The organism is Sulfitobacter pacificus (genome assembly GCF_030159975.1).
Lineage (GTDB): Bacteria > Pseudomonadota > Alphaproteobacteria > Rhodobacterales > Rhodobacteraceae > Sulfitobacter > Sulfitobacter pacificus.
Window position 1 is genome coordinate 1 of record NZ_BSNL01000001.1, and the last position, 21,460, is coordinate 21,460.

Below are 21,460 nucleotides of genomic sequence, written 5' to 3' on the forward strand. Positions count from 1 at the left end.
GCATACACAATACATTAGATGTACATGACTTGGACGCGTTAGACGTCGCCATCAGGAAAGATGGCGATGTCGCTTGTATCGCAAATACACCTCCGCAATGCCTATTAAGGATAGCGAGAAACAGGGAATACCCTTCCCACATAATGTAAATGCGAAACAAGCTTTGGAGTGCTTTTTTGGTTTGGTGATCATAGCGAGAGCAAAACACCTGGTTCCATCCCGAACCCAGCCGTTAAGTGCCTTAGCGCCGATGGTACTGCGTCTTAAGGCGTGGGAGAGTAGGTCATCGCCAAACCTAATAATCACTCCAAATAACAAACACATCTCTCTAACGATAAAATTATAACTACACTCAATCTTAAACGGTGCCAAGTTATGCTTGGTCGCGTATTTATTGAACGTAAGCGTTGCATCCGACCCCCTATTTAGTGGCTTCTCGGCTATCTAAACAGGACTTATATTGGCCGTAGCCAATACGGCAAAGCAAAATTAGGGCATTGCGGCCCAAACCTGCCGTTTGCAATCCAAGCCAATATCGCGTCGCAGCATCCCCAAAGCGGACCTTGGCGGCAAGCTGGACTTCACTTGCCGCGTTTCTTCTGCCACTCAATCAACTCGAGTATTGGTGCGTTCTCCTGACCTTCTGGGATGATTGGATCTATGCTTGGGGAAACTGCAATACCATCAGGATCATTGAGTCCGATAGTCCAAGCTTCCCTGATCACAACTTCTCGTTTCAGAATCGAAAGTTCAAAGTGGAAGTCAGGTGGCCTTCCATCGTTGGATAACGGAAATCTCTCCGGCCATATCACTACGGTGGCCAACTCGCTCCTCGACCCAGGGCGAAGTTCCAATCCCTGTTCATTCGGGCAAGCCTCGCCCTCGGATGCCAATTGGAAACGCATTTTCGCTCGTTCCATCGTGCCGACCGCCTGATGAGAAAGGCTGGTTGCAAGAAAAGCTTCGAGGAAGCCCATATAGCTTTCCCCGATTCTCACGCACCAAGGATTATGCTGGCAAACAATTTCCCATCGTGTTCCCAGCAACCGGGATATCAGGCTCACGCTCTTGCCTCCAAACGTGTCAATACGTTCAGGCAAGCTATCCTGCGCAGGCTGATCCCACAGCCTCTTCATCATCTCCCAAATATCTGTGTCACTTTCAGAATCTGGGACGTATTCATGCTGTCGAAGGTAATCAGGACCTCCGAAAGAAAACAATAGAGCTAATGAACAAGCAATCAGACCATTCTGCTCAAAGAAATTCACTAGACCTGTAAACTCATTCAACTGGCTTGCATCAGCCTTCAGCAGGAGCATTGCCAACACCCCACCCTTCAACTGGTAGTCTTCCTGAAAACCTTTATCTTCTTCATCAAGGCCTGTTTGCCTTAAGGTCGAGATTTGCAATTCTAGACACCACAGCGCATGTGGAATGCGTCCAGTAGAGATTTCTCCCCAGAACATTTTTTCCAACAGCATTGGCAACAAAGGATCTATCTCTCTGGTTTCGCCGAAGTCTTGGATCAGTATCGAAAGAGCTGACATGTGGTTTGAGTAGGCAGCCCAAAACAAATCCATTGAACTGTAAGCTGAAGCCAACGCTGCGAGGCAGCGAACCATGCGCTCCTTTTTCTCAGCCTTAATTAGCTTCGGTAGCGCTCTCCCCAGCAGGTCGATACCAGAAATGAGCTTGTCAGTGCGAAGTTTGTCTATGCCGCGATTGAAGAGCTTATCTGCAACGGCAACATCGCTATGCCGTTCTTGGTAAACTGGGAGAACTTGCTCGAATACCTCATCGTACACCTCTAATTCGCCAAAGGGTGCGCCAAGTACCTCAAACTGCTCATATGCCCGATTGAATTCGAAACCTCCGAGATGCTGTGAACCCGTCACCAAGTCGCCAAAATCTCGCAGAAGCTTGTCTCGTTGGCTTTCGTCGGCTGCGTGTTGGACAATCCGCATCCCCAACATAAGCCATTTTGAGTTTGCGGCGTTGTTTGGCCTATCCGTCTCGCCGGAAAGCTCTTCCAAATGGTGGATCAAGCTATTTGCCCTATTCACCAGTTTCGTTTCTTCCAACGAAAGCGCTTCAGAAATGACCGCAGTATGCAGAGTCTGCCAAAGGTTGATTGCCTTCTCTATGTCCGACGAATTTCTGCTTCCAAGGGAGAACGCCTCGATTTCATCATAGACACTAAGCAAGACTCCAAAGTCATCGTGCCAGTACACCGCAGTCCACGCCTTTTGATACAATGCGTTGGCGATCTGACGTTCGGTTCCATGCTCCCTAGCAAGCCGTATGGCTCGTTCATACCGACCTTCCGTAATGTGCCGGTCAAGCTCGAGTTCCCTTGAGATTATCGCTGCTGAGATGCAATCCTCAACAAGTTGATATTCAACTCCCTGATATCTACCAGTGTCAGAGATTTCTTTTTCGAGCTCGTCCAAGGCTTCCTGTTTGGAGAGATCGTTAGGACCAATTTTCTTCGAAGTCGTGAAGTTCGATAGATTCAGTGCCTGAGCAGCGATGTCTTCGTTGCCCTTTTCAATGATCGCTTCCATCAGCCAAGTACGGTCAAGAATCCGGATCTCAAACCCGTGCTCCTTTGAAAGCTCGTCCTGAAATTTCGACTTAGATTTGTCACTAATGAATTGATTAGAAAAAAATAAGCTACTCTGTAACCGCGACCGGTGGATGCGATGGAAGCCATGTCTGAACGAAGCTTGCTCTGCCACTGCTTCTTTGCGCTTACGGCAAACCCCCAGCGTTCGTTCGCCGCTTCGACGTTTCCCTCGTACCAACGAGACGAAATATCCTCGTGAACAGGGTACGTCTCGGTATCAACTTTGCTGTCGCCACCGCCAGTCGGCCCAGTCTGAGGTATGAGGTTTGGGCAGATCAGTCGTTCAGCGAGACGCCTTGCGAGATGTTCGAATTGTTTTTCTTCACTGCGGCTTGTTATGCTTTCCAGCTTGTACTCGAGAAAGCCTGCATCCAATTCGATGTTCTCTTCGACACGCGAGTCTGAAAACTGTTCCGGACGTCGCCCCCGCATATACTCAGAAGGTGTTGGAAAATCATCTTTTGACAAAGCACTGCTCACATTTCTTGATTTTGCATTAAGAGTGCCCCCTCAACCGAACCGTGTCCAGACAGTGTGGAAATCTTACGCAACCGAAGTGGGTGTGATTAACTCTACGGGTGAAATTAATTCTGATACGAACGGCAGCTTTCGCAAGAGCGACCACGAAACTAAGTAAACGCAGCGAATGGCAGCTCTCTGCAGGACATACTTGATGCCCGTCCGGCGAGACCGGACGGGTAGACGTATTCTGGTAGAATGACTTAACTATTCGATACCGTGCCTACCTTTCGGACAATGCCACGGCAACAACTTGTCGTATTCGCTTCGTGGGTGACCTGCCGCCATCCGCCCTAGCAACCAAATCAGATAGGCATAGGGTTCAATCCCATTCATTCGGCACGTTCCAATGATGCTTGCCATGATCGCCCAGTTGCGACCGCCGATTTCTGATCCCGCGAAGAGCGCGTTCTTCCGAAGAAGCGCAATCGGGCGGATCGTGTTTTCAACAGCGTTGTTATCGAACTCGACGCGACCGTCTTCGAGAAATACCGTCAAGCCTTCACGCAGTTTCATTGTGTAGGTGATGGCTGCACCAAGCGATGACTTCATCGAGATCGATTTCGATGTTTCTACGAGAAGCTGGAATAGCTGATCGATGGTAGGCTTGGCCTCTTCATCGCGAACGGCGAGACGAACAACTGAAGGCATGCCCGCGATTTTCTTTTCAATCGTGTAGATCGTATTGATTAAATCAATAATCTCCTCAGCACGTTTTGACTTGGTTGCTTTAACCACATCAATGAACTTCCGTCGGACGTGTGCCCAACAGTACGCCAGCTTGATCTGCCCTCCGGGTCGATCCGGGGACATTAATCGCCTGTAGCCAGCGTAACCGTCAACTTGCAGGTTGCCTGAAAAACCTTGAAGGATTTCTTCGGCGTGTTCACCCTTTCTGGATTGCATAAAATGAAACACCACGCCGGGAGGCGCATTGCCAGCCCAGCGGCGGTCATCACGACATAACGCCCAGACATAGCATGTCTTGGTTTTGCCGTTGTCAGGCATCAGTTGAGAAAGGACCGTTTCGTCCATTGAAAGCTTGGTGCTGGATTTCAGATCAGCTTCGAGAGCTTGATGCACAGGTTCCAACGCATTGCAAAGTTGATCCATGAGCCGAACCATCGTTGACCGATGTATCTTTACGCCCGAGCGTTTGAATATCTGTTCCTGCCGATACAGAGGTAAGAAATCAGCGAACTTGCTTACAGCCAAACCAGCAATCAGTCGGTCGTCGAATTTTGTGTAGTCGAATTCGCGAGGCGGTACTTTTGCTTGAACGAACCGATCACAAGTTCGGCAGACATATTTGGGGTAGATTTCTTTAATCACCCGCACTTGCGCAGGCCGAAAGGTTAAGCGTTCGATGATTTGTTCACCCATTGGGCGCATCTGACAACCACATGAACAGATCTCCCCCGTTTCAGGTTCAATAACCCTTGGATCTTCTCGTGACAGGTAATTGGGAATGACAACGGCTTGCTTCCCTTTCATACCACGCGGTTTCTTTGGTGGCTCCGCATCGTCGTCGGTTTTGCCACCCGAGTCCCCACGGCCACCCTCGTTGTTGCCACCACCAGCATTAGGCTCTTGTTCGCCACCTTTCTTCTGTGACGAGCCCGCACCTTTCTCACTCGATTGACCAAACTGCATATCCGTCAACTTGTTGAGCTTGGCGCGCAGCCAGCGATTGTCTGAACGCGTTACCTTTAGCTTTGCTGTAAGTGTTGAAATCGAAGCGTCTCGCGCCGCGATAGCATTGTCGTGTTCGACATCTCTTCGAAAATCTGCATTCGCGATGAGCTTGACGTTTTGGACGACAAACTCCTCCGGATGCCGCGCGAGCATCGCGCAGGTTGATTGTATTTCTTCCATATTTCATCCTTTTGTGTTTCGTAAACGCAGTCTCTCTGGCCGCGCCCGAAGCATCGGGCGCGTTTTCACTTGATTTTTCAGGGAGGGAATGGGATGATCTAAGCTATATCGTGCTAGAAAACGATTTAAGGCCCTTGAGGATCGCCAAAATCCTCGGGGCCTTGCCTATTTCAGAGCCCTTGGCATCTAAGTCATGGGCTCTCTCCTTCATCTGAATTTGGAAAGCGCTCTGGCCACAAAGAACTTGGGGAAATCTGCAAGATTTCTGCCAGTTTGAGCTGAATCCGCTTTGAAGTACCTAACCCCTTGGACACGGTCGAAACGGTGCCATTCTGAACACCCAGTTCACGTGCCACTTCTGCAAGCGATGTCCCTGATAGTCTTAGCTGGCTCTTTATGAATTCGTGACGCTCAAGTTTATGACGCTCAAGTCGCTCAGATGCCGCTGCGTCGTGCGCAAATTCATATAATTTGTTCGTATAATTCACTTTTCGGCACTCCGCTTCATAATCTGGGATCATATTCAGATTAGAGAGCGAATCAATAGTGATATTTATTTTATTGTTTATTTTCAATAATATAGTTTGTTTTTAGATTGATGGAGCGAATACGCTTCTGTTGAAAGTCTCGAAAAAACAACTATTTACTGGAGAGTGGTAGTACGGGGAAAGGCACCATGCTGATAGAGTAAACGCGCTATATCTTATATGCCATTCACGTGGTCGTTTTTGCTTCGGGCGCGGTCGCGGCAATACCGAGACGGCACATAACTAACCCCGCATTTGATTTGGAAATGCTATGCCAGTTGGTCTCACCCGATCTGAAAAATTTGTATCTCAGCTTTGTGAGCGTTCATTCCTTGAGCTTTGGACCCATCCGAATCCTATAGGGAAAAAGGGAAAGGAACTATGCGATTGCTTAATTGTCTGCGGGCCACACATCGTCATTATTTCGGTAAAAGAGATTGAGTACAAAGACACCGGAGATACCAGTGGTTGGGAGCGCTGGCATCGTGCAGCAATTGAAAAATCGGCTAGCCAAATATGGGGTGCTGAGCGCTGGCTAAATACCTCCGATGAAGTGACACGGCACGATGGCAGGATAATCACCCTGCCGCCAAAGTTAGAACGTATTTATCATCGGGTGTCGGTATCTCTGGGCGGCAAACAGCAAGTGCCGATCACGTGGGGGACTTAGGAAATGGCTTTTTTCACGTCTGCGATGAAAAGAGCGTAGGCATCGTTTTCAGCGCGCTAGACACAATTACCGATTTTGTTGAGTTTCTTACGGCGTCCGAGGCGTTCGTCACGACTGATCCCAAGGTAGTTTTCAACGGCGGTGGGATCGAAGACTTGGCCGCGATCTTCATTCAAAATGGCTACACGTTCCCTAGTTTTTCTGGAGATACAGGCGACGCCGACGTGATGATTTTAGACGGCGGCATCTGGGATAGCTTTGCAAACTCTGACGACTACAGGGACTGTGCAGAACGCTTTAAGGAATCATACCGTTGGGATGCGCTTATAAAACACTACTCCAAGGGCCTACTTGCCGATGCTATGCTCGACATGCACAGCCAATCCGTCAGCTACGACCAACAGGCGCTGATTGAAATGGCCCTACAGCCGCGAGATACAAGAGTGCAACTATCCAAAGCGTTTTTTGATATCTTGGGAAAGTCAGAGTTGAAAGTCAGATCGCGGCTGGCTTTGGCATATGGTGGAACTGCCTTCGTGTTTCTAATCGCCCCCAGCTCAGATCGAGAAGCTAGGGTTAGTGAGTTGGGATTAAGGTGTTTAGTGGTGCAATGCAAACAGCCCGGCACCCAACGTGTCGTAGGCATAGCGACCGACCAACCGGGCAGTTCCAAGATCGGATATTCAACAGACTTAGCTTACATTGAGCTGCTGGACGTCACCCAAGAGATGGTCGACAAAGCAACCGAAATACAGAAGGAATTGAGCTATTTTCCCAGCCTTTGAAGGCTCTTCTGCAATCTGGGTTGCCGTCAAATAGGTTGTTCCAGAAGCCATCCTGCTAAAACACATCGCGATTGCTAAGTTCTGTCGGTTTTTTCTTTGGGCATAGGTTTCCAGACGCTCGTTTCGGAGACCAATGTCTCGTCGAGAATGGACCGTCTCAAGTATTCGTAACCACCGTCAACCATCAGGTTTCCGCATGAACAGGTTTGTGCGTCATGTACGCCCTTGCTTTCGACCTCTTCGCCACATCTTAAGCAGCGCGCGCTATTGCGGATGATTTTTTTCATTCACGGGTCCTCGATCCGGTTTTTCAACAAACTATAGATGGGTGATTTGCACTCAGAGAGTGGGTGTTCAAACGGCAACGGGACGACGCATATTTCTAGCGGTGACCCGTTTCCAATCCAAACCTTCAAATAGCGCTTCAAACTGAGATTTAGTCAGGTTGATTATCCCATCTTGAATACGCGGCCATTCAAATCCTTTGCCTTCGATACGTTTGTAAGTCATCACGAGGCCAGTGCCATCCCAAACAATCAGTTTGAGGCGATCCGCGCGTTTTGAGCGAAAGATGAAGATCGCACCACTGAACGGATCGAGGTCAAATTCGTTCTGAACAATCGCTGCCAAGCCATCCATGCCTTTTCGGAAATCGACCGGTTTAGTCGCGACATAGAATTTGAAGTTGCCAGCTGGTGAGATCATGATCCACCACCCAGAGACTTTAGTATCCGCACAATACCTTCCACTGGGTAATTTGCAGGAAGCGTCAAATCAAAACTTTTGCAGTGGACCCTTATGTCGCCAGCCGAGCGCTGAGTTGAGCCATCATTGTCCGACAAGGTAAGCTGCGCAAAAACGGGCTCGGCCGGGTGGATTGTTTCGTCCAGAGTTTCCTCCCTACCGTATTCCCGCCGCCATTGCTTGACTGTGAGCTGATCTGTTTTGCAAACTTCCGAGACCTCTTTAACGCTCAATTCTTTTGATCGGATCTTGTATGTCATGGCTCGTTTGAATTTAGGAGGCCACATACGCCGACCATCTTTCCGCACCGGGATAGAATAGCCGTAAGCGTGGAAAACCTTGCTGATTTTCTTGTCACTTGAGAGATCGTTGTGGCCTTGCGTGTTCACGATACCTATTTCCTTTTGGGTATCGTATTGTTTCGACCGAGTTAGCGTAAGGTGGCAATCTGGGGGTCAGATGCAACGCTTACGACTAAACCGCTCCGGCGAAGAACGGCTTGTTCACTGATGCAAGCGGCGCGTTTCGAGCGTCTTTTGTCTGATCCTTTCTTTTCACCCTAGCATCAGCCCCGCTGACAGCGAGTTGTCAGGGGTCAGGCGCTTGATTGGAAGCGTGAAAGATCCCCATCGGATCACGGTAGAAAAACTTGGGAAGGGGAATGGCGGTCACGTGCCAACATGCGTGCCTCTGCGCTGGACAGTTCGTGCAGGGCCTCTTGCGTGCTCAAGCCTTTTGCACAGGCTTTTTGCCACAGTCGTTTTGCCGAAGTGGGCGACCATGGCAGTGCCGCCTGTGACAGCCAGTGCCGCAGCGGTTCTGGCAGGCTGTCATAGCTTTGCATCGGATTGTTGGATCGTCTCTTGCGGCGCAGGCTTGTCGCCCCGAGGTTCCGGTTCATCGTGCTTTCTCGGGGTCAGTGATCGGATCAATCACCAGAACCAACCGGGTCTCATCGGTACCCTCGATCGGTGGAGAGCGGTGCAGCAAACCTGCTGCCGGGGTCTCTGGCCAGAGCGAACCGCGCAGCAGGATTGGTGCGCCAGTCGGGACAGTGAACACCCGCGCAGGGACTGTGCGGTCTGGTGAGGTACCATATTGTGTACCGGTGCCGCGATAGGTGCAGACCAGCCGCGCGGTGATCGCGTCAATGTGGAACTTGCGGCAGGCGTTTGTTGTCACCGCTTGCAGGCGGACACGCAGATATTGCGCATCCATCAGGTCGGCAAAGATAACCGACAGGGCAGTGGCATCCTCGATCAATTGTTCACGTTCCGCGCACTGCGGGGTGCCCGCGATATCGCATAATTCGTTGAGTGCCCTGTGAACTGATCCGCGGTGCAGAACCACCCGCCCATCAGGAAGATGTTGAGGATCAAGTGCATCAATCCAGGTCTGAAAACCGGCCTCTGGCTGGCGATGCCACAGGGCCGCCGCACAGCCGGGTGTTTTCAGAATTGACAGGTCTTCCGGCCTGCGGGACACCGCGACCCCGACAACCGGCTGTTTTACCGCTTCGGTTTCAAGGATCATGCTGCCTCCTCGGCGCGGCGCCAAAGCGGGAAGGGATCAGGGTAGTCAGGCAGGTTATCCGGGCCAGTAGCGGCAACCGCCGGCACCAGACAGCTGTCCAGCCGTGCCTTTAACGTGGGCCAGCCGATGCCAGCTCCAATAAAGACAAGTTCCTGACGGCGGTCGCCCCAGGGCTCTTCCCAATGGGCCTGCATATAGGCCTTGGCGCTGTCGTGATCCGGCCAGTTCTCTTTTGGAACCGAAGCCCACCATGTCCCAAGCGGCTTGACGCTGGACAAGGACCCTGCCAGCGAAAATTCTGCAACCCAATCGGGGCGGGTGGCAATCCAGAAATGCCCCTTGGCGCGGATGACACCCGGCAGTTCGCTGTTCAGCACTTCTAGAATACGTTCAGGAATAAAGGGCAACCGCGCGCGATAGACGAAAGACGCCACGCCATACTCTTCGGTTTCGGGCACATGGTCAGCAAAGCCGTAAAGCTCTTTCGCCCACATCGGATGTTCATGGGCCTTTTCAAAATCAAACAGGCCCGTGTCCAGAATGGCCTCGGCTGGGACGTCTGAATGATCGGTCTCGATGATCCGGGTATCGGCGTTCAGACTGCGAATGATCTTGCGCGCGGCATCAACCCGTTCGGGGCCGGCATCAGTGACCTTGTTCAGGATCACAACATCGGCAAATTCAATCTGGTCGGTCAGCAGGTGTACCAAGGTGCGTTCGTCTTCTTCGCCCATGGTTTCACCACGATCCCGCAGGAAATCATGGCTGGAAAAGTCATTCAGCAGGTTGGCCGCGTCGACAACAGTCACCATCGTGTCCAGACGCGAGACATCGGCAAGGCTTTCGCCGAACTCGTCACGGAAATCAAAGGTTGCAGCAACGGGCAGGGGTTCGGAGATGCCGGTGGATTCGATCAGCAGGTAGTCAAAGCGCCCCTCATCGGCCAAGCGCCGCACCTCATCCAACAGATCATCACGCAGGGTGCAGCAGATGCAGCCGTTCGACATTTCGACCAGTGTTTCATCTGTCCGGCTCAGTTCGGTATCCGCGCGCACAAGATCGGCGTCGATGTTGACTTCGGACATGTCGTTGACAATCACGGCCACGCGGCGCCCATCACGGTTGTTCAGCACACGATTCAGCAGCGTGGTCTTCCCCGCACCAAGAAAGCCGGAAAGGACCGTGACGGGAAGGCGGGTATCTGACATTGTTAGCTCCATAGGTTGCTGTAAGCATCACGCAACTTACTCAGTTACTAGATCAATGCAACAGCGAATGTTACATTGGAATGACGCTTGGAGAAAACACGCTTATGAAACGCAATTCGCGCCTGTCGCTTGCGCTGCACACGTTGGGTCACATGGCGGGTGATCCTGACAAAATGCAGACCTCCGCAGAAATAGCTGATCACGCGGGTACGAATCCGGTTGTTGTGCGGCGGGTACTGGGCAAGCTCAGAGAGGCGGGGCTGCTGACATCAGAGAAAGGGCACGCCGGGGGCTGGCGGCTGGCCCGCTCCCCGCAGCAGATCACACTGGCGGATGTCTATCTGGCGCTTGATGAAAGCTTGATTGCCAACGGCGGTGAGATGGAAACGCCAGATTGCTCCATCGAGCATGTCTTGCAGAAGAAAGTCGCAGCTGTGATGGCGGACATTGAACGCAGTCTGATCGAGCGGCTTGCAAGCACCACAATTGCCGAGGTGCGCGAGAGCGGACATGCCGCCCATGGGGCCTGACCGCTAGTCAGCGGTGCGGCGGGCCACGATGTAACGGCTCATCTTGGGGTAGCTGCCGGTTTCGACAATCTGAAACCCTGCGGCGGTGATCATCGCTTCCAGCTCGCGAAAGCTGAAGGCCCGCACAAAAGGGGCCTTGCCGAGAAACTGCAAAACCGGAATCAGGGCGCGGAACAGGAACCGCATCAGGCCGATGGAAGGTTCGCGCAGGCAAGGTGTCTTTGTAATCAAAAGGTTGCCGGGTTTCAGGTTCTGATGCAGGGCGGCCAATATGCCTTCCAGATTTTCGGTCAGGTGAAAGATATTGAACCCCAGCACAACCGTCATGTCCGCTGCATCCTGCGCGGATTCTGCTGCTGTGGCGACCTGAAAATCCAGTGCTTTGACCCCCGAGGCCGCAGCCTTTTCCCGCGCGATCCGCAACATCTCGGAAGAGATATCAGTGCCGGTGAACTGTGCCACTTCAGGGGCAAGCAGGATTGCGGTTGAACCTGTGCCACATCCAATTTCCAGCACATGATCATTGGCGTTCAGATAGCTGCGCGTGCGCTCAAGCGTAAATGCATAGGCTTGCTGATCCTTGATCGGGGAAGCCGCGTATTTCACTGCGGCATTGTCCCAGAACTTCGAGGCTTCTGACATGGGGTTCTCCTTTACACCCCTATAGCAGCGCATAGACGAGCGGAGAATTGACGAATTTTGCAGGTTATATATACGTTTTTGTATGGATTTACCGTCAGCAGATTGGAATCACCTGCGCGCATTTCTTGCGACCGTGGAACAGGGATCACTCTCTGCGGCCGCGCGTAAACTGGGCCTGACCCAACCAACACTGAGTCGCCAGATCACCGCCCTTGAAGCGGCGCTGGATCTGATGCTGTTTGAACGCAACGGGCGGCACCTGTCATTGACCGATGCGGGGCGCGAATTGCTGGTGCATGTCAGCGAAATGGGGGGCGCTGCGACGCGGCTGTCGCTGGCGGCCAGTGGTCAACGCTCGGGGCTGGGCGGGCTGGTGCGGATCACCGCCAGTGATGTTACATCGGTGCATGAACTGCCGCAGGTTGTGCGGGCGATCCGCTTGCGGGCACCACAGATCACCGTCGAAGTTGTGGCGTCAAATGACATTGAAAACCTGATGCAACGGGATGCGGATATCGCGGTACGGAATGTCAGGCCAGAACATCCCAACCTCGTGGCGCGGCTGCTGCGCGAGAGGCGTGGTTTGTTCTATGCCGCAAGTTCTTATCTGGATGCGCGCGGGCGGCCCAAAACACTGGACGACCTGAAACAACATGACTGGATTGCCCTTGGGCCGGTACCCCGCATGCACGACTATATGGTCGGTATGGGCATCCCAATCACGCTGGAAAATTTCCGCATCTTCTCTGAAAATGGCGTGGCGGCATGGGAGATGTGCAAGGCCGGTCTGGGCATCAGCCCGATGGATGAAGAGGTGGCGGCAAAAACTCCCGAGCTTGAGAAGATCCTGCCGGAGCATCTGCACGTGACCTACCCGGTCTGGCTGGTCACCCACCGCGAGATCCACACCAGCCCGCGTATCAGGCTGGTGTTTGATTTGCTTGCAGAGGCGCTGAGCTAGCGGTTACCCGCGCAGCACGCCGCCCGTTGCCTTGGCCACTTTTTCAATGACCTTGGCCCCGACCGCCTCGATGTCGGCATCTTTCAGGGTCTTGCCCTCGGGTTGCAGCCGCACTGTGATGGCCAAGGATTTTTTGCCCTCACCCAGACTGCCGCCGATGAATTCATCAAACACCCGCACGTCGGTGATCAGCGCCTTGTCGGCCCCCATCGCCGCATTGACCAAAATCAACGCCTCGACATCGGCATCCACCACAAAGGCAAAGTCACGTTCGACCGCCTGCAAATCGCTGATCTTGAGCGCAGGACGCGTGGCACCGGATTTGCGCGGCATTGGCACCTGCTCAGGCCACAGGGTAAAGGCCATTGCCGGACCTTTCACATCCATCGCCGCCAGAATTTTCGGGTGCACCTCACCGTAGATGCCCAACACCTTTTTCGGTCCCAGACAGATCATCCCGTGCCGCCCCGGATGCCACCATTCGCGCGCACCACGCAGGATCTGCACCCGCGCAGGTGCCCCCATCGCGGCCAGCACTGCCTCTGCATCTGCCTTGACGTCATAGACATCGACAGGGCGCGAGGCCCCATGCACATCTTTTGGGCCGGTTCGCCCAATCAACAAGCCACTGACCAGCGCGTGTTGTTCTTTCGGCTCGCCACCGTGAAAGGCGGGGCCGACCTCGAACAGGGCCATATCGGCAAATCCACGCGCCTGATTGCGCGCTGCCGCGGCCAGCAAACCGGGCAACAGGGCAGGGCGCATGTGGCTCATGTCGGCGCTGATCGGGTTTTCCAGACGGGTTTCATCCGTCCCGCCGCCGAACAATGCGGCAGAGGCCTGATCAATGAAACTATAGGTCACACATTCGTTGTATCCCAAAGCCGCCGCTGCCCGCCGCGCCGCCACTTCGCGCCGCTGCATCGGGGACAGGATCGGACGGGGCACACCGGCGCTGAGACGCGGCAAAGGCACGCCTTCCAGCTTTGTCAGGGAGGCGATCCGGGCCACCTCTTCCACCAGATCGGCAGAGCCCTGCACGTCGGGGCGCCAGCTGGGCACATGGGCCATATCGCCCTCAAGCGTGAACCCAAGGGCTGTCAATGTTGTCCGCTGAGTCTCGGCCGGGATGCTCATGCCGACCAGCGATTGCACACGATCCGTGTCCAGTTTGTAGGCCCGGCTGGTGTCGGGAATGGCCCCGGCAACTACCACATCAGAGGCTTCACCACCTGCGTGATCCAGGATCATCCGCGTTGCATGTTCGATGCCATGGGGTGTCCATTCCGGGTCAATCCCGCGTTCAAACCGATACCGCGCATCCGAATTCACCTTAAGCGCCCGCCCGGTATAGGCGGTGCGGACCCGATCGAAATAGGCCGCCTCAAGGAAGACATTTGTGGTCTCTTCGGTGCAGCCCGATGCCAGACCGCCCATCACGCCGCCAATACTTTCAACACCATTGGCATCGGAAATCACCGTCATGCCTTCGGCAAAGGTGTATTCCTTTTCATCCAGCGCCATCAGGGTTTCGCCACCCTTGGCGCGGTGGATGCGCAGGGTGTTGCCGGCAATCTTATCCGCATCAAACACGTGCAAGGGGCGGTTGCGGTCATAGGTGAAAAAGTTGGTCACATCGACAAGGAAGGAAATCGGGCGCAGGCCAATGGCACGCAGGCAATCCTGCAACCACGCGGGTGAGGGGCCGTTTTTCACACCTTTGATCACACGGCCATAAAACACCGGACATTGTTCCAGCGTGTCCTCGTCAATCGTGACGCTAACCGGACAAGGAAACGTGCCTGCAACCGGTTCGCAATCGCGCGCCTTCAACGTGCCCAAACCTCGCGCGGCCAGATCACGCGCAATGCCGCGCACACCCAAAGCGTCAGGGCGGTTCGGGGTGATTGCAATTTCGATCACCGGATCAACCTTGGCCGGATCATGTTCGGCCAGCCAATCGACAAAGGACTGCCCAACCTCGCCAGAGGGCAGCTCGATGATGCCGTCATGCTCTTCGGACAGCTCCATCTCGCGCTCGGAGGCCATCATGCCAAAGCTATCGACCCCCCGAATTTTGCCAACGCCAATGGTTGTATCAATCCCCGGCACATAGACGCCCGGTTTGGCAACAACCACGGTGATGCCCGCGCGGGCGTTCGGTGCGCCGCAGATGATCTGCATCACGCCTTCATCGGTCTCAACCTGACAGACGTTCAGCCGGTCGGCATCGGGGTGTTTTTCGGCGGATTTGACATACCCAATGGTAAAATCACGCAGCCGCGCCCCGCGATCCTCGACGCCCTCAACCTCAAGGCCAAGATCGGTCAGGGTTTCGCAGATTTCATCGACCGTGGCCGTGGTCTCCAGATGGTCTTTTAGCCATGATAGTGTGAATTTCATGTCTCAATCCTCGTGCGTGTGCTTGGGTTCAGTCGGTATCGCCAAACGGGGCGGGGATCAATGCGGTTTGCCGATTGCACCAACGCGCGCGGTGCAATCGATGGCCCGCGGGGGGGCGATACGACGCTGGTTCTCTGGCAGTTTATGTTTCAGCTGTGATGAGACTTACAAAGGGCGCACCTTTGGTGCGACCGGGCGGGCCGTCGACGGCACGGTGGCTGCAAGCAGCCTTGATTCCGTGCTGGGGGGTCTTCGAAGGACTATCGCTTTCGACTCTGATCTATCATTCTCTGCACTTTGCGGGTCGCTTTCCATGCATCATTTCGCTTTTCTTGCTGAAATCGCTCTTGTTTAGACGCGGCGACAAAGCCCGGAGAAATCAGCGCCGAACCAAAGAAATAGAAAAACATCCAACGCCCTGTCTGGAAATAGATCGCGGCAAACAACAATAGGAACGACGTACAGGGAATACCAATGGCCCAAACATTTGGTCGAGAAGCTGTTAAACGAGTCCACCAGGCATAGTACGCCGCGAACCAGACCCCGAGCAGGTACATCTACCGTGACAAACCACCATGCAAATTCGGCTGATCCAAGCTCGCAAACCCGTAATGCCGCAACCAGCGCAGATCGCTATCAAAGAACGCCCGCAAATCGGGTATCCCGTATTTTAGCATCGCAATCCGGTCGATCCCCATGCCGAAGGCAAAACCCTGCCAGACGTCAGGATCAATCCCGCCCGCCTGCAACACTTTCGGATGCACCATGCCGGAACCCAGCACTTCCATCCAGCCGTCGCCCTCGCCAATGCGCAACTGGCCGTCGACCCATGAACACTGGATATCAACCTCGGCAGAGGGTTCCGTGAACGGGAAGTGCGAAGCGCGGAAACGGGTTTTGATGCCGTCAATTTCAAAGAACGCGGAAAAGAATTCCTCAAGCGTCCATTTAAGGTTCGCCATCGAGATGTCCTTGTCGATCGCCAGCCCCTCGACCTGATGGAACATCGGCGTATGGGTCTGGTCGTAATCGGCGCGGTAGACACCACCGGGGCAGATGATGCGCAGCGGGGCACCCTCGGCCTCCATTGTGCGGATTTGTACCGGCGACGTATGGGTGCGCAAAACATGCGGCGGGCGGTTGTCGCCCTCGGCGCGGGCCATGTAAAACGTATCCATCTCTGCGCGTGCAGGGTGGTGGCCGGGGATGTTCAGCGCGTCAAAGTTATACCAGTCGGTGTCGATGCGCGGCCCTTCGGCAACGGAAAACCCCATTTCGGCGAAAATCGCGGTCAGTTCTTCGGTGACCTGAGATACGGGATGGATCGACCCCTGCCGCTGTGCGCGCACGGGCAAGGTCACGTCGAGCCATTCGGAGCGCAGCCGTTCGTCAAGGGCGGCATCACCAAGGGCGGCCTTTTTTGCGGCCAGCGCCGAATTGATCTCGTCCTTCAGCGCGTTCAGCGCAGGGCCAGCGGTCTGGCGTTCTTCCGGTGTCATCTTGCCCAGCTCGCGCATTTTCAACGCGACCTCGCCCTTTTTGCCAACTGCGGCCAGCCGGATGTCTTCCAGCGCTGATTCATCTGCGGCATCCGCAATCAGCTTCAGGTATTTTTGCTTGAGATCGTCCATCGGGCACCCTCGAAATTTGCTTGGTTTGTGCTACTTGCGGTCCTGTGGAAATGCAACCCACGGACCGGGGGCGGCATCCGCTCTTATCCACAGAAAAATCCATTTGTTGCCCGGAATTACCGCAGGTATCCTTGGTCAAATGCCACATAAAGTGGTAGGCTAAGTGCAATACTCTATATTTCGTGGAATTCACTAGGAGTCGCCGGTGCGTTTTTTCACCCCTGCCAAACCTGCATCACGTCATGGCCGTCCGGGTACAATCCGGGCGATTGCAGGCGGCGTGGCAGTTGTATTGCTGGGGGTCGCGACCCTGACTTCACTGCGCACAGCGGCTGATGAGGATCGCCCCGAAAGGGCGCAGGCCCAAACACCGGCACCCGCCAAACCCGATCTGGCGCTTCTTGCCATGACGCGGCTGGCAGCCCCGCCTGCGCCGGGTTCGTTTTCGATTGGCGATCTGCCAGAACCTGCGGCACCTGTTCTGGCCTCTTCCGGTGAAGACTGTGTGAAAACATTGGATCAGGTATTGTCCGACACCATTGTCCGTTTTGAAGAAGACAGTGCAGCGCTTACCGCCGCACATATCGACCTGATGACAGAGGTCGGGGATCTGATCATGGGCTGTGACGCGGCTTATGTCGTGGTTGGCGGACATGCGGACGGCAGCGGCGATGATGCGATCAACCTTGCGCTAAGCTGGGAACGGGCTGATCGCACGCTGAATCATCTCTTGTTGCTGGGCGTCGATCCTTTTGCTGTCGAAGCTGTGGGATACGGTGCCCGTGCGCCCCTGTCGCAAGGGTCTGACGAGGAAGACGGCAGTGACCGTCGGGTCGATTTCAAAGTGATGCGAAAGCCGTAAAATTGCGCCACCAAAATGTTGGGGGCAAAGATTTTGCCTGCCTTTGCGAAATGCAGGTCGTGCTCATTACACGACCTGCAAAATGATCAATCGCGTGGTGGCGTTACCAACCCTGTCTGCACCGCTGGGCGTGCGGTAAAGCGGTCAAGATAGGCCACAAGGTTCTTGTGATCATCCCAGCCCAACAGCTCTTTTGTGCCATAGAAATCCAGTGCCCGCAGCCAGGGCGCAATCGCCATATCGGCGATGGAATATTCACCGGTGATCCAGTCCTTGCCGTCCATTTGCCCTTCCAGAACAGAAAGCAGGCGCTTGGCTTCAGCGATATAGCGCTCTTGTGGGCGTTTATCTTCCCATTCTGAACCGGCGAATTTGTAGAAAAACCCAAGCTGGCCCAGCATTGGACCAAGCCCCCCCATCTGGAACATCACCCATTGCACGGTCTTGGCTTTCTCGGCTGCAGTGGTGCCGATGAAACGACCGGATTTTTCCGCGAGGTAAATCAGGATCGCACCAGATTCAAACAAGCCGACGGGTGCGCCGTCCGGCCCGTTGGGGTCAATGATAGCGGGGATTTTATTGTTGGGGTTCAGGGACAGGAATTCGGGGCTTTTTACATCGGCATCCGACAGGGTCACCTTATGCGCCTCGTAGGGGATGCCCATTTCTTCCAGCGCGATAGAGACTTTAACCCCGTTTGGTGTTGGAAAAGAATAGAGCTGAAGGACCGAAGAATCCTGTGCAGGCCATTTTTTGGTAATCGGAAAATTTGAAAGGTCGGACATTTTTTGCTCCTGAAGATATGTTGATACTAGATAGGCAATTTTCCCCCGAAAAACAGTCTGACTGATGTGCATTGATGTGCTAATGCATATGCGGCGGCGAACCGACTGAGCAAACAGCGGACGTGCGTTGATCAAAAAAGGGACAAGTAATGATTCAAGAATTCAAAGATTTCATCGCCAAAGGCAATGTCATGGACATGGCTGTTGGTATCATCATCGGTGCTGCGTTCACGGCGATTGTGACCTCTCTGGTGGGGGATCTGATCAATCCGATTATTGGTCTGGTTTCCGGTGGCGTTGATTTCACCAATAACTACGCCGTTCTGGGCGGTGAAGTGCCTGCCGGTGCGTCATTGGAGGCGGCCCGCGAAGCTGGTGCGTCTGTCTTTGCCTATGGCTCGTTTATTATGGCCGTCATTAACTTTCTGATCATCGCCTTTGTGGTGTTCATGCTGGTCAAGATGGTGAACCGCGTCAAAGCGGAGGCGGAAAGCCCCGAAGAGGTGGCTCCAGAAGTCGATACCGGCCCGTCCGAATTGGATGTTCTGCTGGAAATCCGCGACTCTCTTGCCAAAGGCAAGTAAGCAGCCGCTGCGATACCAGCGTATTGTATTTCAAAAGCCCGCCAGTATGGCGGGCTTTTTCGTTGCGAGGGCGGGATTGTTCGCGTTAGAAAGCCCTTGGTTGGCAGTCACCAAGGCGTCGCTGTTCCGCAAGGAAAGCTAAAACTGCTGTTCACGCTTCATTGACACATTTGTTCAATGCCGCGTCCGTAAGCCAGCGACCAGCGGGTCTATTGCGGCACAAGAGGACATGACATGTCAAAAGAAGCCATTCCGCTGTTGGTGGCGGATATCACCCCCTTTGCGCGCGCCCTCTCGCTTCAGTTGAAAGAAGCTGACGCGCTGCCCTCCCATCTGGGATTGCTCAACATGCTGGCGCGGGCTGCGGGGTTTCGCAACTATCAACATATGCGGGCCTCAGGGTCGGCCAAGGCACGGCTGGAAGATTCCGCGCTACCGGCGGATTTCAAACGGGTCGAGAAGACGCTGCAACAGTTTGACGCTGTGGGGCGGCTGATCCGCTGGCCGTCGAAACGGTATGTGCAGGAGCTTTGCCTTTGGGCGCTGTGGTCACAATTGCCGCGCGGTGAAGTGATGCAGGAACGCGATGTAAACGGGCTGTTGAACAAGGCACATCTGTTTGAAGATGCAGCGATCCTGCGGCGCAGCCTGATCGGGCAGAAGCTGGTGTCGCGCAATGCTGATGGGACGGATTATCGGCGTATCGAACAAAGCCCGTCAGCCGATGCTATCGCGGTGATCCGTGCGGTTTCGGCGCGGCGGCCTTAGAAAAACGGCAGGCCGGAACATGTCGTCCGGCCTGCCTGTCGATTTACGCTTTCAACGCGAGCTTTGGTGACAGCACGTCAATACCAAGCGCCTTGCCCACTGCGTGGTAGGTCAACTGGCCCGCATGGACGTTCAACCCGTTCAGCAGATGTTCATCATCCGCGCAGGCCTGACGCCAGCCCTTATTGGCGAGGTCCAGCATGAAAGGCATGGTGGCGTTGCCCAAGGCGATTGTAGAGGTCCGCGCAACCGCGCCCGGCATGTTGGCCACGCAATAGTGCATGATGCCATCGACCTCATACACCGGATCCTGATGTGTGGTTGCCTTGGAGGTCTCAAAACAGCCGCCTTGGTCAATCGCCACATCCACAAGGGCGGCACCGGGTTTCAACTCGCTTAGTTGCGCACGGCTGATCAGTTTGGGGGCTGCCGCGCCGGGGATCAGGACAGCACCGATGATCATATCCGCCTGACGGGCCAGTTCGATGGTGTTCTGCGCCGAGGCATATGAGGTTTTGAATGTGCCGCCATAGACGTCATCCAGATAACGCATGCGGGGAAGCGAACGATCCAGAACGGTCACATCTGCGCCCATACCGGCCGCAATCCGTGCCGCATGGGTGCCAACAACACCGCCGCCGATGACCATGACGCGGGCCGGACCCACACCGGGCACGCCACCCATCAGAACACCGCGCCCGCCGTTTGCCTTTTGCAAGGTCCATGCGCCTACCTGCGGGGCCAGTCGGCCCGCAACTTCGGACATCGGCGCCAGAAGGGGCAGGCCGCCGGAACGGTCAGTTACGGTTTCATAGGCGATACAGGTGGCACCGGAAGCCAGCAAATCCTTGGTCTGCTCAGGGTCGGGCGCGAGGTGCAGATAGGTAAACAGCAACTGCCCTTCGCGCAGCATCTTGCGCTCGCCAGCCTGAGGTTCCTTGACCTTTACGATCATATCGGCGGCAGCAAAGATTTCCTTGGCCGTGCCCATGATTTTGGCCCCGGCGGCTTCATAATCGCTGTCTTCAAATCCGGCACCAAGCCCGGCCCCCGCCTGCACGATTACCTGATGCCCTGCATTGACCGCTTCAAGCGCGGCGCTGGGCGTCAGGCCGACGCGGAATTCTTGTGGTTTGATCTCTGTTGGGCAACCTATTTTCATTTTTGCGTCCTTTTGTTCGCATTATGCCTGAAATTTAGGCAGGTTCCCTCGCAAAGCGGCACGAATAACCGTGGCGTTTCGGGTGTTTTTTGGCTTAACTTTGCGCAAAGCAACCATTCAACGCGAGATTTTTGCGCATATGAGCTTGGACGAGATTGATCGGCGTATTCTACGGGCCTTGCAGCGCAATGGCCGCATGTCGAATGCGGAACTGTCTGAGGATGTGCATCTGTCGCCCTCTGCCTGTCATCGCCGCGTGCAGCGGATGGAGAAGGAAGGGTACATCAGGGATTATGTTGCCCTGCTGGATGCCCGAAAGCTGAACGTGCCGACAACGGTGTTTGTAGAGATCACCCTGCGCGGGCAAGCCGATGATATTCTGGATTCCTTTGAAAAATCAGTGGCGCGGATACCGGATGTACTGGAATGTCATCTGATGGCAGGGTCGGCGGATTACCTGCTGAAGGTGGTGGCCGAAAACACCGAAGATTTCGCACGTATCCACCGGCAATATCTGGCCCGCTTGCCCGGCGTACAGGGGATGCAATCAAGCTTTGCCCTGCGCACGGTGTTCAAGACAACTGCCCTGCCGGTGGGGTAACCGGGGAATGAATGGCCCGTTTGGGCTGTCGTCCCGTTGCGGGT

General features: G+C 54.5%; 23 protein-coding genes and 1 rRNA gene. 9 read left to right on the forward strand and 15 right to left on the reverse strand.

Going from position 1 to position 21,460, the window contains the following annotated elements; genetic code table 11:
- Positions 1–180: 180 nt before the first annotated feature.
- Positions 181–295 (forward strand): 5S ribosomal RNA (gene rrf, locus QQL78_RS00005).
- 286 nt (positions 296–581) lie between these two features.
- Here rrf and QQL78_RS00010 read toward each other — a convergent pair.
- The 4 genes from QQL78_RS00010 to QQL78_RS00025 form a co-directional block, all read right to left on the reverse strand.
- On the reverse strand, positions 582–2,564 hold the full coding sequence (locus QQL78_RS00010) for a hypothetical protein (RefSeq protein ID WP_284369296.1): 1,983 nt from the start codon (positions 2,562–2,564) through the stop codon (positions 582–584).
- Entirely contained in the window at positions 2,564–3,094 is a 531-nt protein-coding gene (locus QQL78_RS00015; RefSeq protein ID WP_284369298.1) for a hypothetical protein, read from the reverse strand. Before QQL78_RS00015 ends, QQL78_RS00010 begins: the two co-directional genes overlap by 1 nt.
- A gap of 258 nt (positions 3,095–3,352) precedes the next feature.
- Complete coding sequence (gene tnpC, locus QQL78_RS00020) at positions 3,353–5,020, reverse strand: IS66 family transposase (protein WP_284369300.1); 1,668 nt, start codon at positions 5,018–5,020, stop codon at positions 3,353–3,355.
- 191 nt (positions 5,021–5,211) lie between these two features.
- Positions 5,212–5,595 (reverse strand): helix-turn-helix domain-containing protein, encoded by a 384-nt coding sequence (locus QQL78_RS00025; RefSeq protein ID WP_284369302.1) that lies wholly within the window; start codon positions 5,593–5,595, stop codon positions 5,212–5,214.
- Between the two features lie 223 nt (positions 5,596–5,818).
- Between QQL78_RS00025 and QQL78_RS00030 the strand changes: the two genes are divergently transcribed.
- Together QQL78_RS00030 and QQL78_RS00035 are read left to right on the forward strand one after the other, a co-directional pair.
- Positions 5,819–6,217: a hypothetical protein gene (locus QQL78_RS00030; protein WP_284369304.1), complete on the forward strand. Its 399-nt coding sequence runs from the start codon at positions 5,819–5,821 to the stop codon at positions 6,215–6,217.
- The gene (locus QQL78_RS00035) at positions 6,205–7,002 is read left to right on the forward strand and encodes a hypothetical protein (protein WP_284369306.1); all 798 of its coding nucleotides are present in this window, start codon (positions 6,205–6,207) and stop codon (positions 7,000–7,002) included. Before QQL78_RS00030 ends, QQL78_RS00035 begins: the two co-directional genes overlap by 13 nt.
- A 74-nt stretch (positions 7,003–7,076) precedes the next feature.
- Here QQL78_RS00035 and QQL78_RS00040 read toward each other — a convergent pair whose 3' ends face one another.
- From QQL78_RS00040 to QQL78_RS00065, 6 genes are all read right to left on the reverse strand, one after another.
- Positions 7,077–7,289, reverse strand: coding sequence for a DUF7695 domain-containing protein (locus QQL78_RS00040; RefSeq protein WP_284369308.1), 213 nt, complete (start codon positions 7,287–7,289; stop codon positions 7,077–7,079).
- Between the two features lie 67 nt (positions 7,290–7,356).
- Complete coding sequence (gene tnpB / locus QQL78_RS00045; protein WP_284369310.1) at positions 7,357–7,707, reverse strand: IS66 family insertion sequence element accessory protein TnpB; 351 nt, start codon at positions 7,705–7,707, stop codon at positions 7,357–7,359.
- Positions 7,704–8,135 (reverse strand): hypothetical protein, encoded by a 432-nt coding sequence (locus QQL78_RS00050; protein WP_284369312.1) that lies wholly within the window; start codon positions 8,133–8,135, stop codon positions 7,704–7,706. Before QQL78_RS00050 ends, tnpB begins: the two co-directional genes overlap by 4 nt.
- 245 nt (positions 8,136–8,380) lie before the next feature.
- Positions 8,381–8,647: a DUF6525 family protein gene (locus tag QQL78_RS00055; RefSeq protein ID WP_284369314.1), complete on the reverse strand. Its 267-nt coding sequence runs from the start codon at positions 8,645–8,647 to the stop codon at positions 8,381–8,383.
- On the reverse strand, positions 8,644–9,279 hold the full coding sequence (locus QQL78_RS00060) for a DUF1826 domain-containing protein (protein ID WP_284369317.1): 636 nt from the start codon (positions 9,277–9,279) through the stop codon (positions 8,644–8,646). Before QQL78_RS00060 ends, QQL78_RS00055 begins: the two co-directional genes overlap by 4 nt.
- Positions 9,276–10,487, reverse strand: coding sequence for a GTP-binding protein (locus tag QQL78_RS00065; RefSeq protein WP_284369319.1), 1,212 nt, complete (start codon positions 10,485–10,487; stop codon positions 9,276–9,278). Before QQL78_RS00065 ends, QQL78_RS00060 begins: the two co-directional genes overlap by 4 nt.
- 104 nt (positions 10,488–10,591) lie before the next feature.
- On the opposite strand from QQL78_RS00065, the gene QQL78_RS00070 reads away from it, so the two are divergent.
- Positions 10,592–11,017: an RrF2 family transcriptional regulator gene (locus QQL78_RS00070; RefSeq protein ID WP_284369321.1), complete on the forward strand. Its 426-nt coding sequence runs from the start codon at positions 10,592–10,594 to the stop codon at positions 11,015–11,017.
- Between the two features lie 3 nt (positions 11,018–11,020).
- Here QQL78_RS00070 and QQL78_RS00075 read toward each other — a convergent pair whose 3' ends face one another.
- Positions 11,021–11,659: a class I SAM-dependent methyltransferase gene (locus QQL78_RS00075; protein ID WP_284369323.1), complete on the reverse strand. Its 639-nt coding sequence runs from the start codon at positions 11,657–11,659 to the stop codon at positions 11,021–11,023.
- An 82-nt stretch (positions 11,660–11,741) separates the two neighbouring features.
- On the opposite strand from QQL78_RS00075, the gene QQL78_RS00080 reads away from it, so the two are divergent.
- Positions 11,742–12,620 carry a LysR family transcriptional regulator gene (locus tag QQL78_RS00080; RefSeq protein WP_284369326.1) on the forward strand — a complete coding sequence of 293 codons (879 nt, stop codon included), beginning with the start codon at positions 11,742–11,744 and terminating at the stop codon, positions 12,618–12,620.
- Positions 12,621–12,623: 3 nt separating this feature from the next.
- Here the strand turns inward: QQL78_RS00080 and pheT are convergent, their stop codons facing one another.
- Together pheT and pheS are read right to left on the reverse strand one after the other, a co-directional pair.
- Entirely contained in the window at positions 12,624–15,023 is a 2,400-nt protein-coding gene (pheT, locus tag QQL78_RS00085; RefSeq protein ID WP_284369328.1) for a phenylalanine--tRNA ligase subunit beta, read from the reverse strand.
- Positions 15,024–15,580: 557 nt separating this feature from the next.
- Entirely contained in the window at positions 15,581–16,654 is a 1,074-nt protein-coding gene (pheS, locus tag QQL78_RS00090) for a phenylalanine--tRNA ligase subunit alpha (protein WP_284369330.1), read from the reverse strand.
- A gap of 205 nt (positions 16,655–16,859) precedes the next feature.
- Between pheS and QQL78_RS00095 the strand changes: the two genes are divergently transcribed.
- Positions 16,860–17,516 (forward strand): OmpA family protein, encoded by a 657-nt coding sequence (locus QQL78_RS00095; RefSeq protein ID WP_284369332.1) that lies wholly within the window; start codon positions 16,860–16,862, stop codon positions 17,514–17,516.
- A gap of 86 nt (positions 17,517–17,602) precedes the next feature.
- Here the strand turns inward: QQL78_RS00095 and QQL78_RS00100 are convergent, their stop codons facing one another.
- Entirely contained in the window at positions 17,603–18,301 is a 699-nt protein-coding gene (locus QQL78_RS00100; RefSeq protein WP_284369334.1) for a glutathione S-transferase family protein, read from the reverse strand.
- Positions 18,302–18,450: 149 nt separating this feature from the next.
- Between QQL78_RS00100 and mscL the strand changes: the two genes are divergently transcribed.
- Complete coding sequence (gene mscL / locus QQL78_RS00105) at positions 18,451–18,885, forward strand: large conductance mechanosensitive channel protein MscL (protein ID WP_284369336.1); 435 nt, start codon at positions 18,451–18,453, stop codon at positions 18,883–18,885.
- A 234-nt stretch (positions 18,886–19,119) separates the two neighbouring features.
- Positions 19,120–19,653: a DUF2087 domain-containing protein gene (locus QQL78_RS00110; protein ID WP_284369338.1), complete on the forward strand. Its 534-nt coding sequence runs from the start codon at positions 19,120–19,122 to the stop codon at positions 19,651–19,653.
- 43 nt (positions 19,654–19,696) lie between these two features.
- Here the strand turns inward: QQL78_RS00110 and ald are convergent, their stop codons facing one another.
- The gene (ald, locus tag QQL78_RS00115) at positions 19,697–20,815 is read right to left on the reverse strand and encodes an alanine dehydrogenase (RefSeq protein WP_284369340.1); all 1,119 of its coding nucleotides are present in this window, start codon (positions 20,813–20,815) and stop codon (positions 19,697–19,699) included.
- Positions 20,816–20,954: 139 nt separating this feature from the next.
- Here ald and QQL78_RS00120 point away from each other — a divergent pair, with 139 nt between their 5' ends.
- Entirely contained in the window at positions 20,955–21,416 is a 462-nt protein-coding gene (locus tag QQL78_RS00120) for an Lrp/AsnC family transcriptional regulator (protein ID WP_284375375.1), read from the forward strand.
- Positions 21,417–21,460 lie beyond the last annotated feature (44 nt).

Excerpts from the sequence above, each read along its gene's own strand:
- QQL78_RS00010 (WP_284369296.1), bottom strand. The coding sequence starts at position 2,564 with ATGGAAGCGATCATTGAAAAGGGCAACGAAGACATCGCTGCTCAGGCA.
- tnpC (WP_284369300.1), bottom strand. The coding sequence starts at position 5,020 with ATGGAAGAAATACAATCAACCTGCGCGATGCTCGCGCGGCATCCGGAG.
- QQL78_RS00030 (WP_284369304.1), top strand. The coding sequence starts at position 5,819 with ATGCCAGTTGGTCTCACCCGATCTGAAAAATTTGTATCTCAGCTTTGT.
- QQL78_RS00040 (WP_284369308.1), bottom strand. The coding sequence starts at position 7,289 with ATGAAAAAAATCATCCGCAATAGCGCGCGCTGCTTAAGATGTGGCGAA.
- tnpB (WP_284369310.1), bottom strand. The coding sequence starts at position 7,707 with ATGATCTCACCAGCTGGCAACTTCAAATTCTATGTCGCGACTAAACCG.
- QQL78_RS00055 (WP_284369314.1), bottom strand. The coding sequence starts at position 8,647 with ATGAACCGGAACCTCGGGGCGACAAGCCTGCGCCGCAAGAGACGATCC.
- QQL78_RS00060 (WP_284369317.1), bottom strand. The coding sequence starts at position 9,279 with ATGATCCTTGAAACCGAAGCGGTAAAACAGCCGGTTGTCGGGGTCGCG.
- QQL78_RS00065 (WP_284369319.1), bottom strand. The coding sequence starts at position 10,487 with ATGTCAGATACCCGCCTTCCCGTCACGGTCCTTTCCGGCTTTCTTGGT.
- QQL78_RS00070 (WP_284369321.1), top strand. The coding sequence starts at position 10,592 with ATGAAACGCAATTCGCGCCTGTCGCTTGCGCTGCACACGTTGGGTCAC.
- QQL78_RS00075 (WP_284369323.1), bottom strand. The coding sequence starts at position 11,659 with ATGTCAGAAGCCTCGAAGTTCTGGGACAATGCCGCAGTGAAATACGCG.
- QQL78_RS00080 (WP_284369326.1), top strand. The coding sequence starts at position 11,742 with ATGGATTTACCGTCAGCAGATTGGAATCACCTGCGCGCATTTCTTGCG.
- pheT (WP_284369328.1), bottom strand. The coding sequence starts at position 15,023 with ATGAAATTCACACTATCATGGCTAAAAGACCATCTGGAGACCACGGCC.
- pheS (WP_284369330.1), bottom strand. The coding sequence starts at position 16,654 with ATGGACGATCTCAAGCAAAAATACCTGAAGCTGATTGCGGATGCCGCA.
- QQL78_RS00100 (WP_284369334.1), bottom strand. The coding sequence starts at position 18,301 with ATGTCCGACCTTTCAAATTTTCCGATTACCAAAAAATGGCCTGCACAG.
- mscL (WP_284369336.1), top strand. The coding sequence starts at position 18,451 with ATGATTCAAGAATTCAAAGATTTCATCGCCAAAGGCAATGTCATGGAC.
- QQL78_RS00110 (WP_284369338.1), top strand. The coding sequence starts at position 19,120 with ATGTCAAAAGAAGCCATTCCGCTGTTGGTGGCGGATATCACCCCCTTT.
- ald (WP_284369340.1), bottom strand. The coding sequence starts at position 20,815 with ATGAAAATAGGTTGCCCAACAGAGATCAAACCACAAGAATTCCGCGTC.
- QQL78_RS00120 (WP_284375375.1), top strand. The coding sequence starts at position 20,955 with ATGAGCTTGGACGAGATTGATCGGCGTATTCTACGGGCCTTGCAGCGC.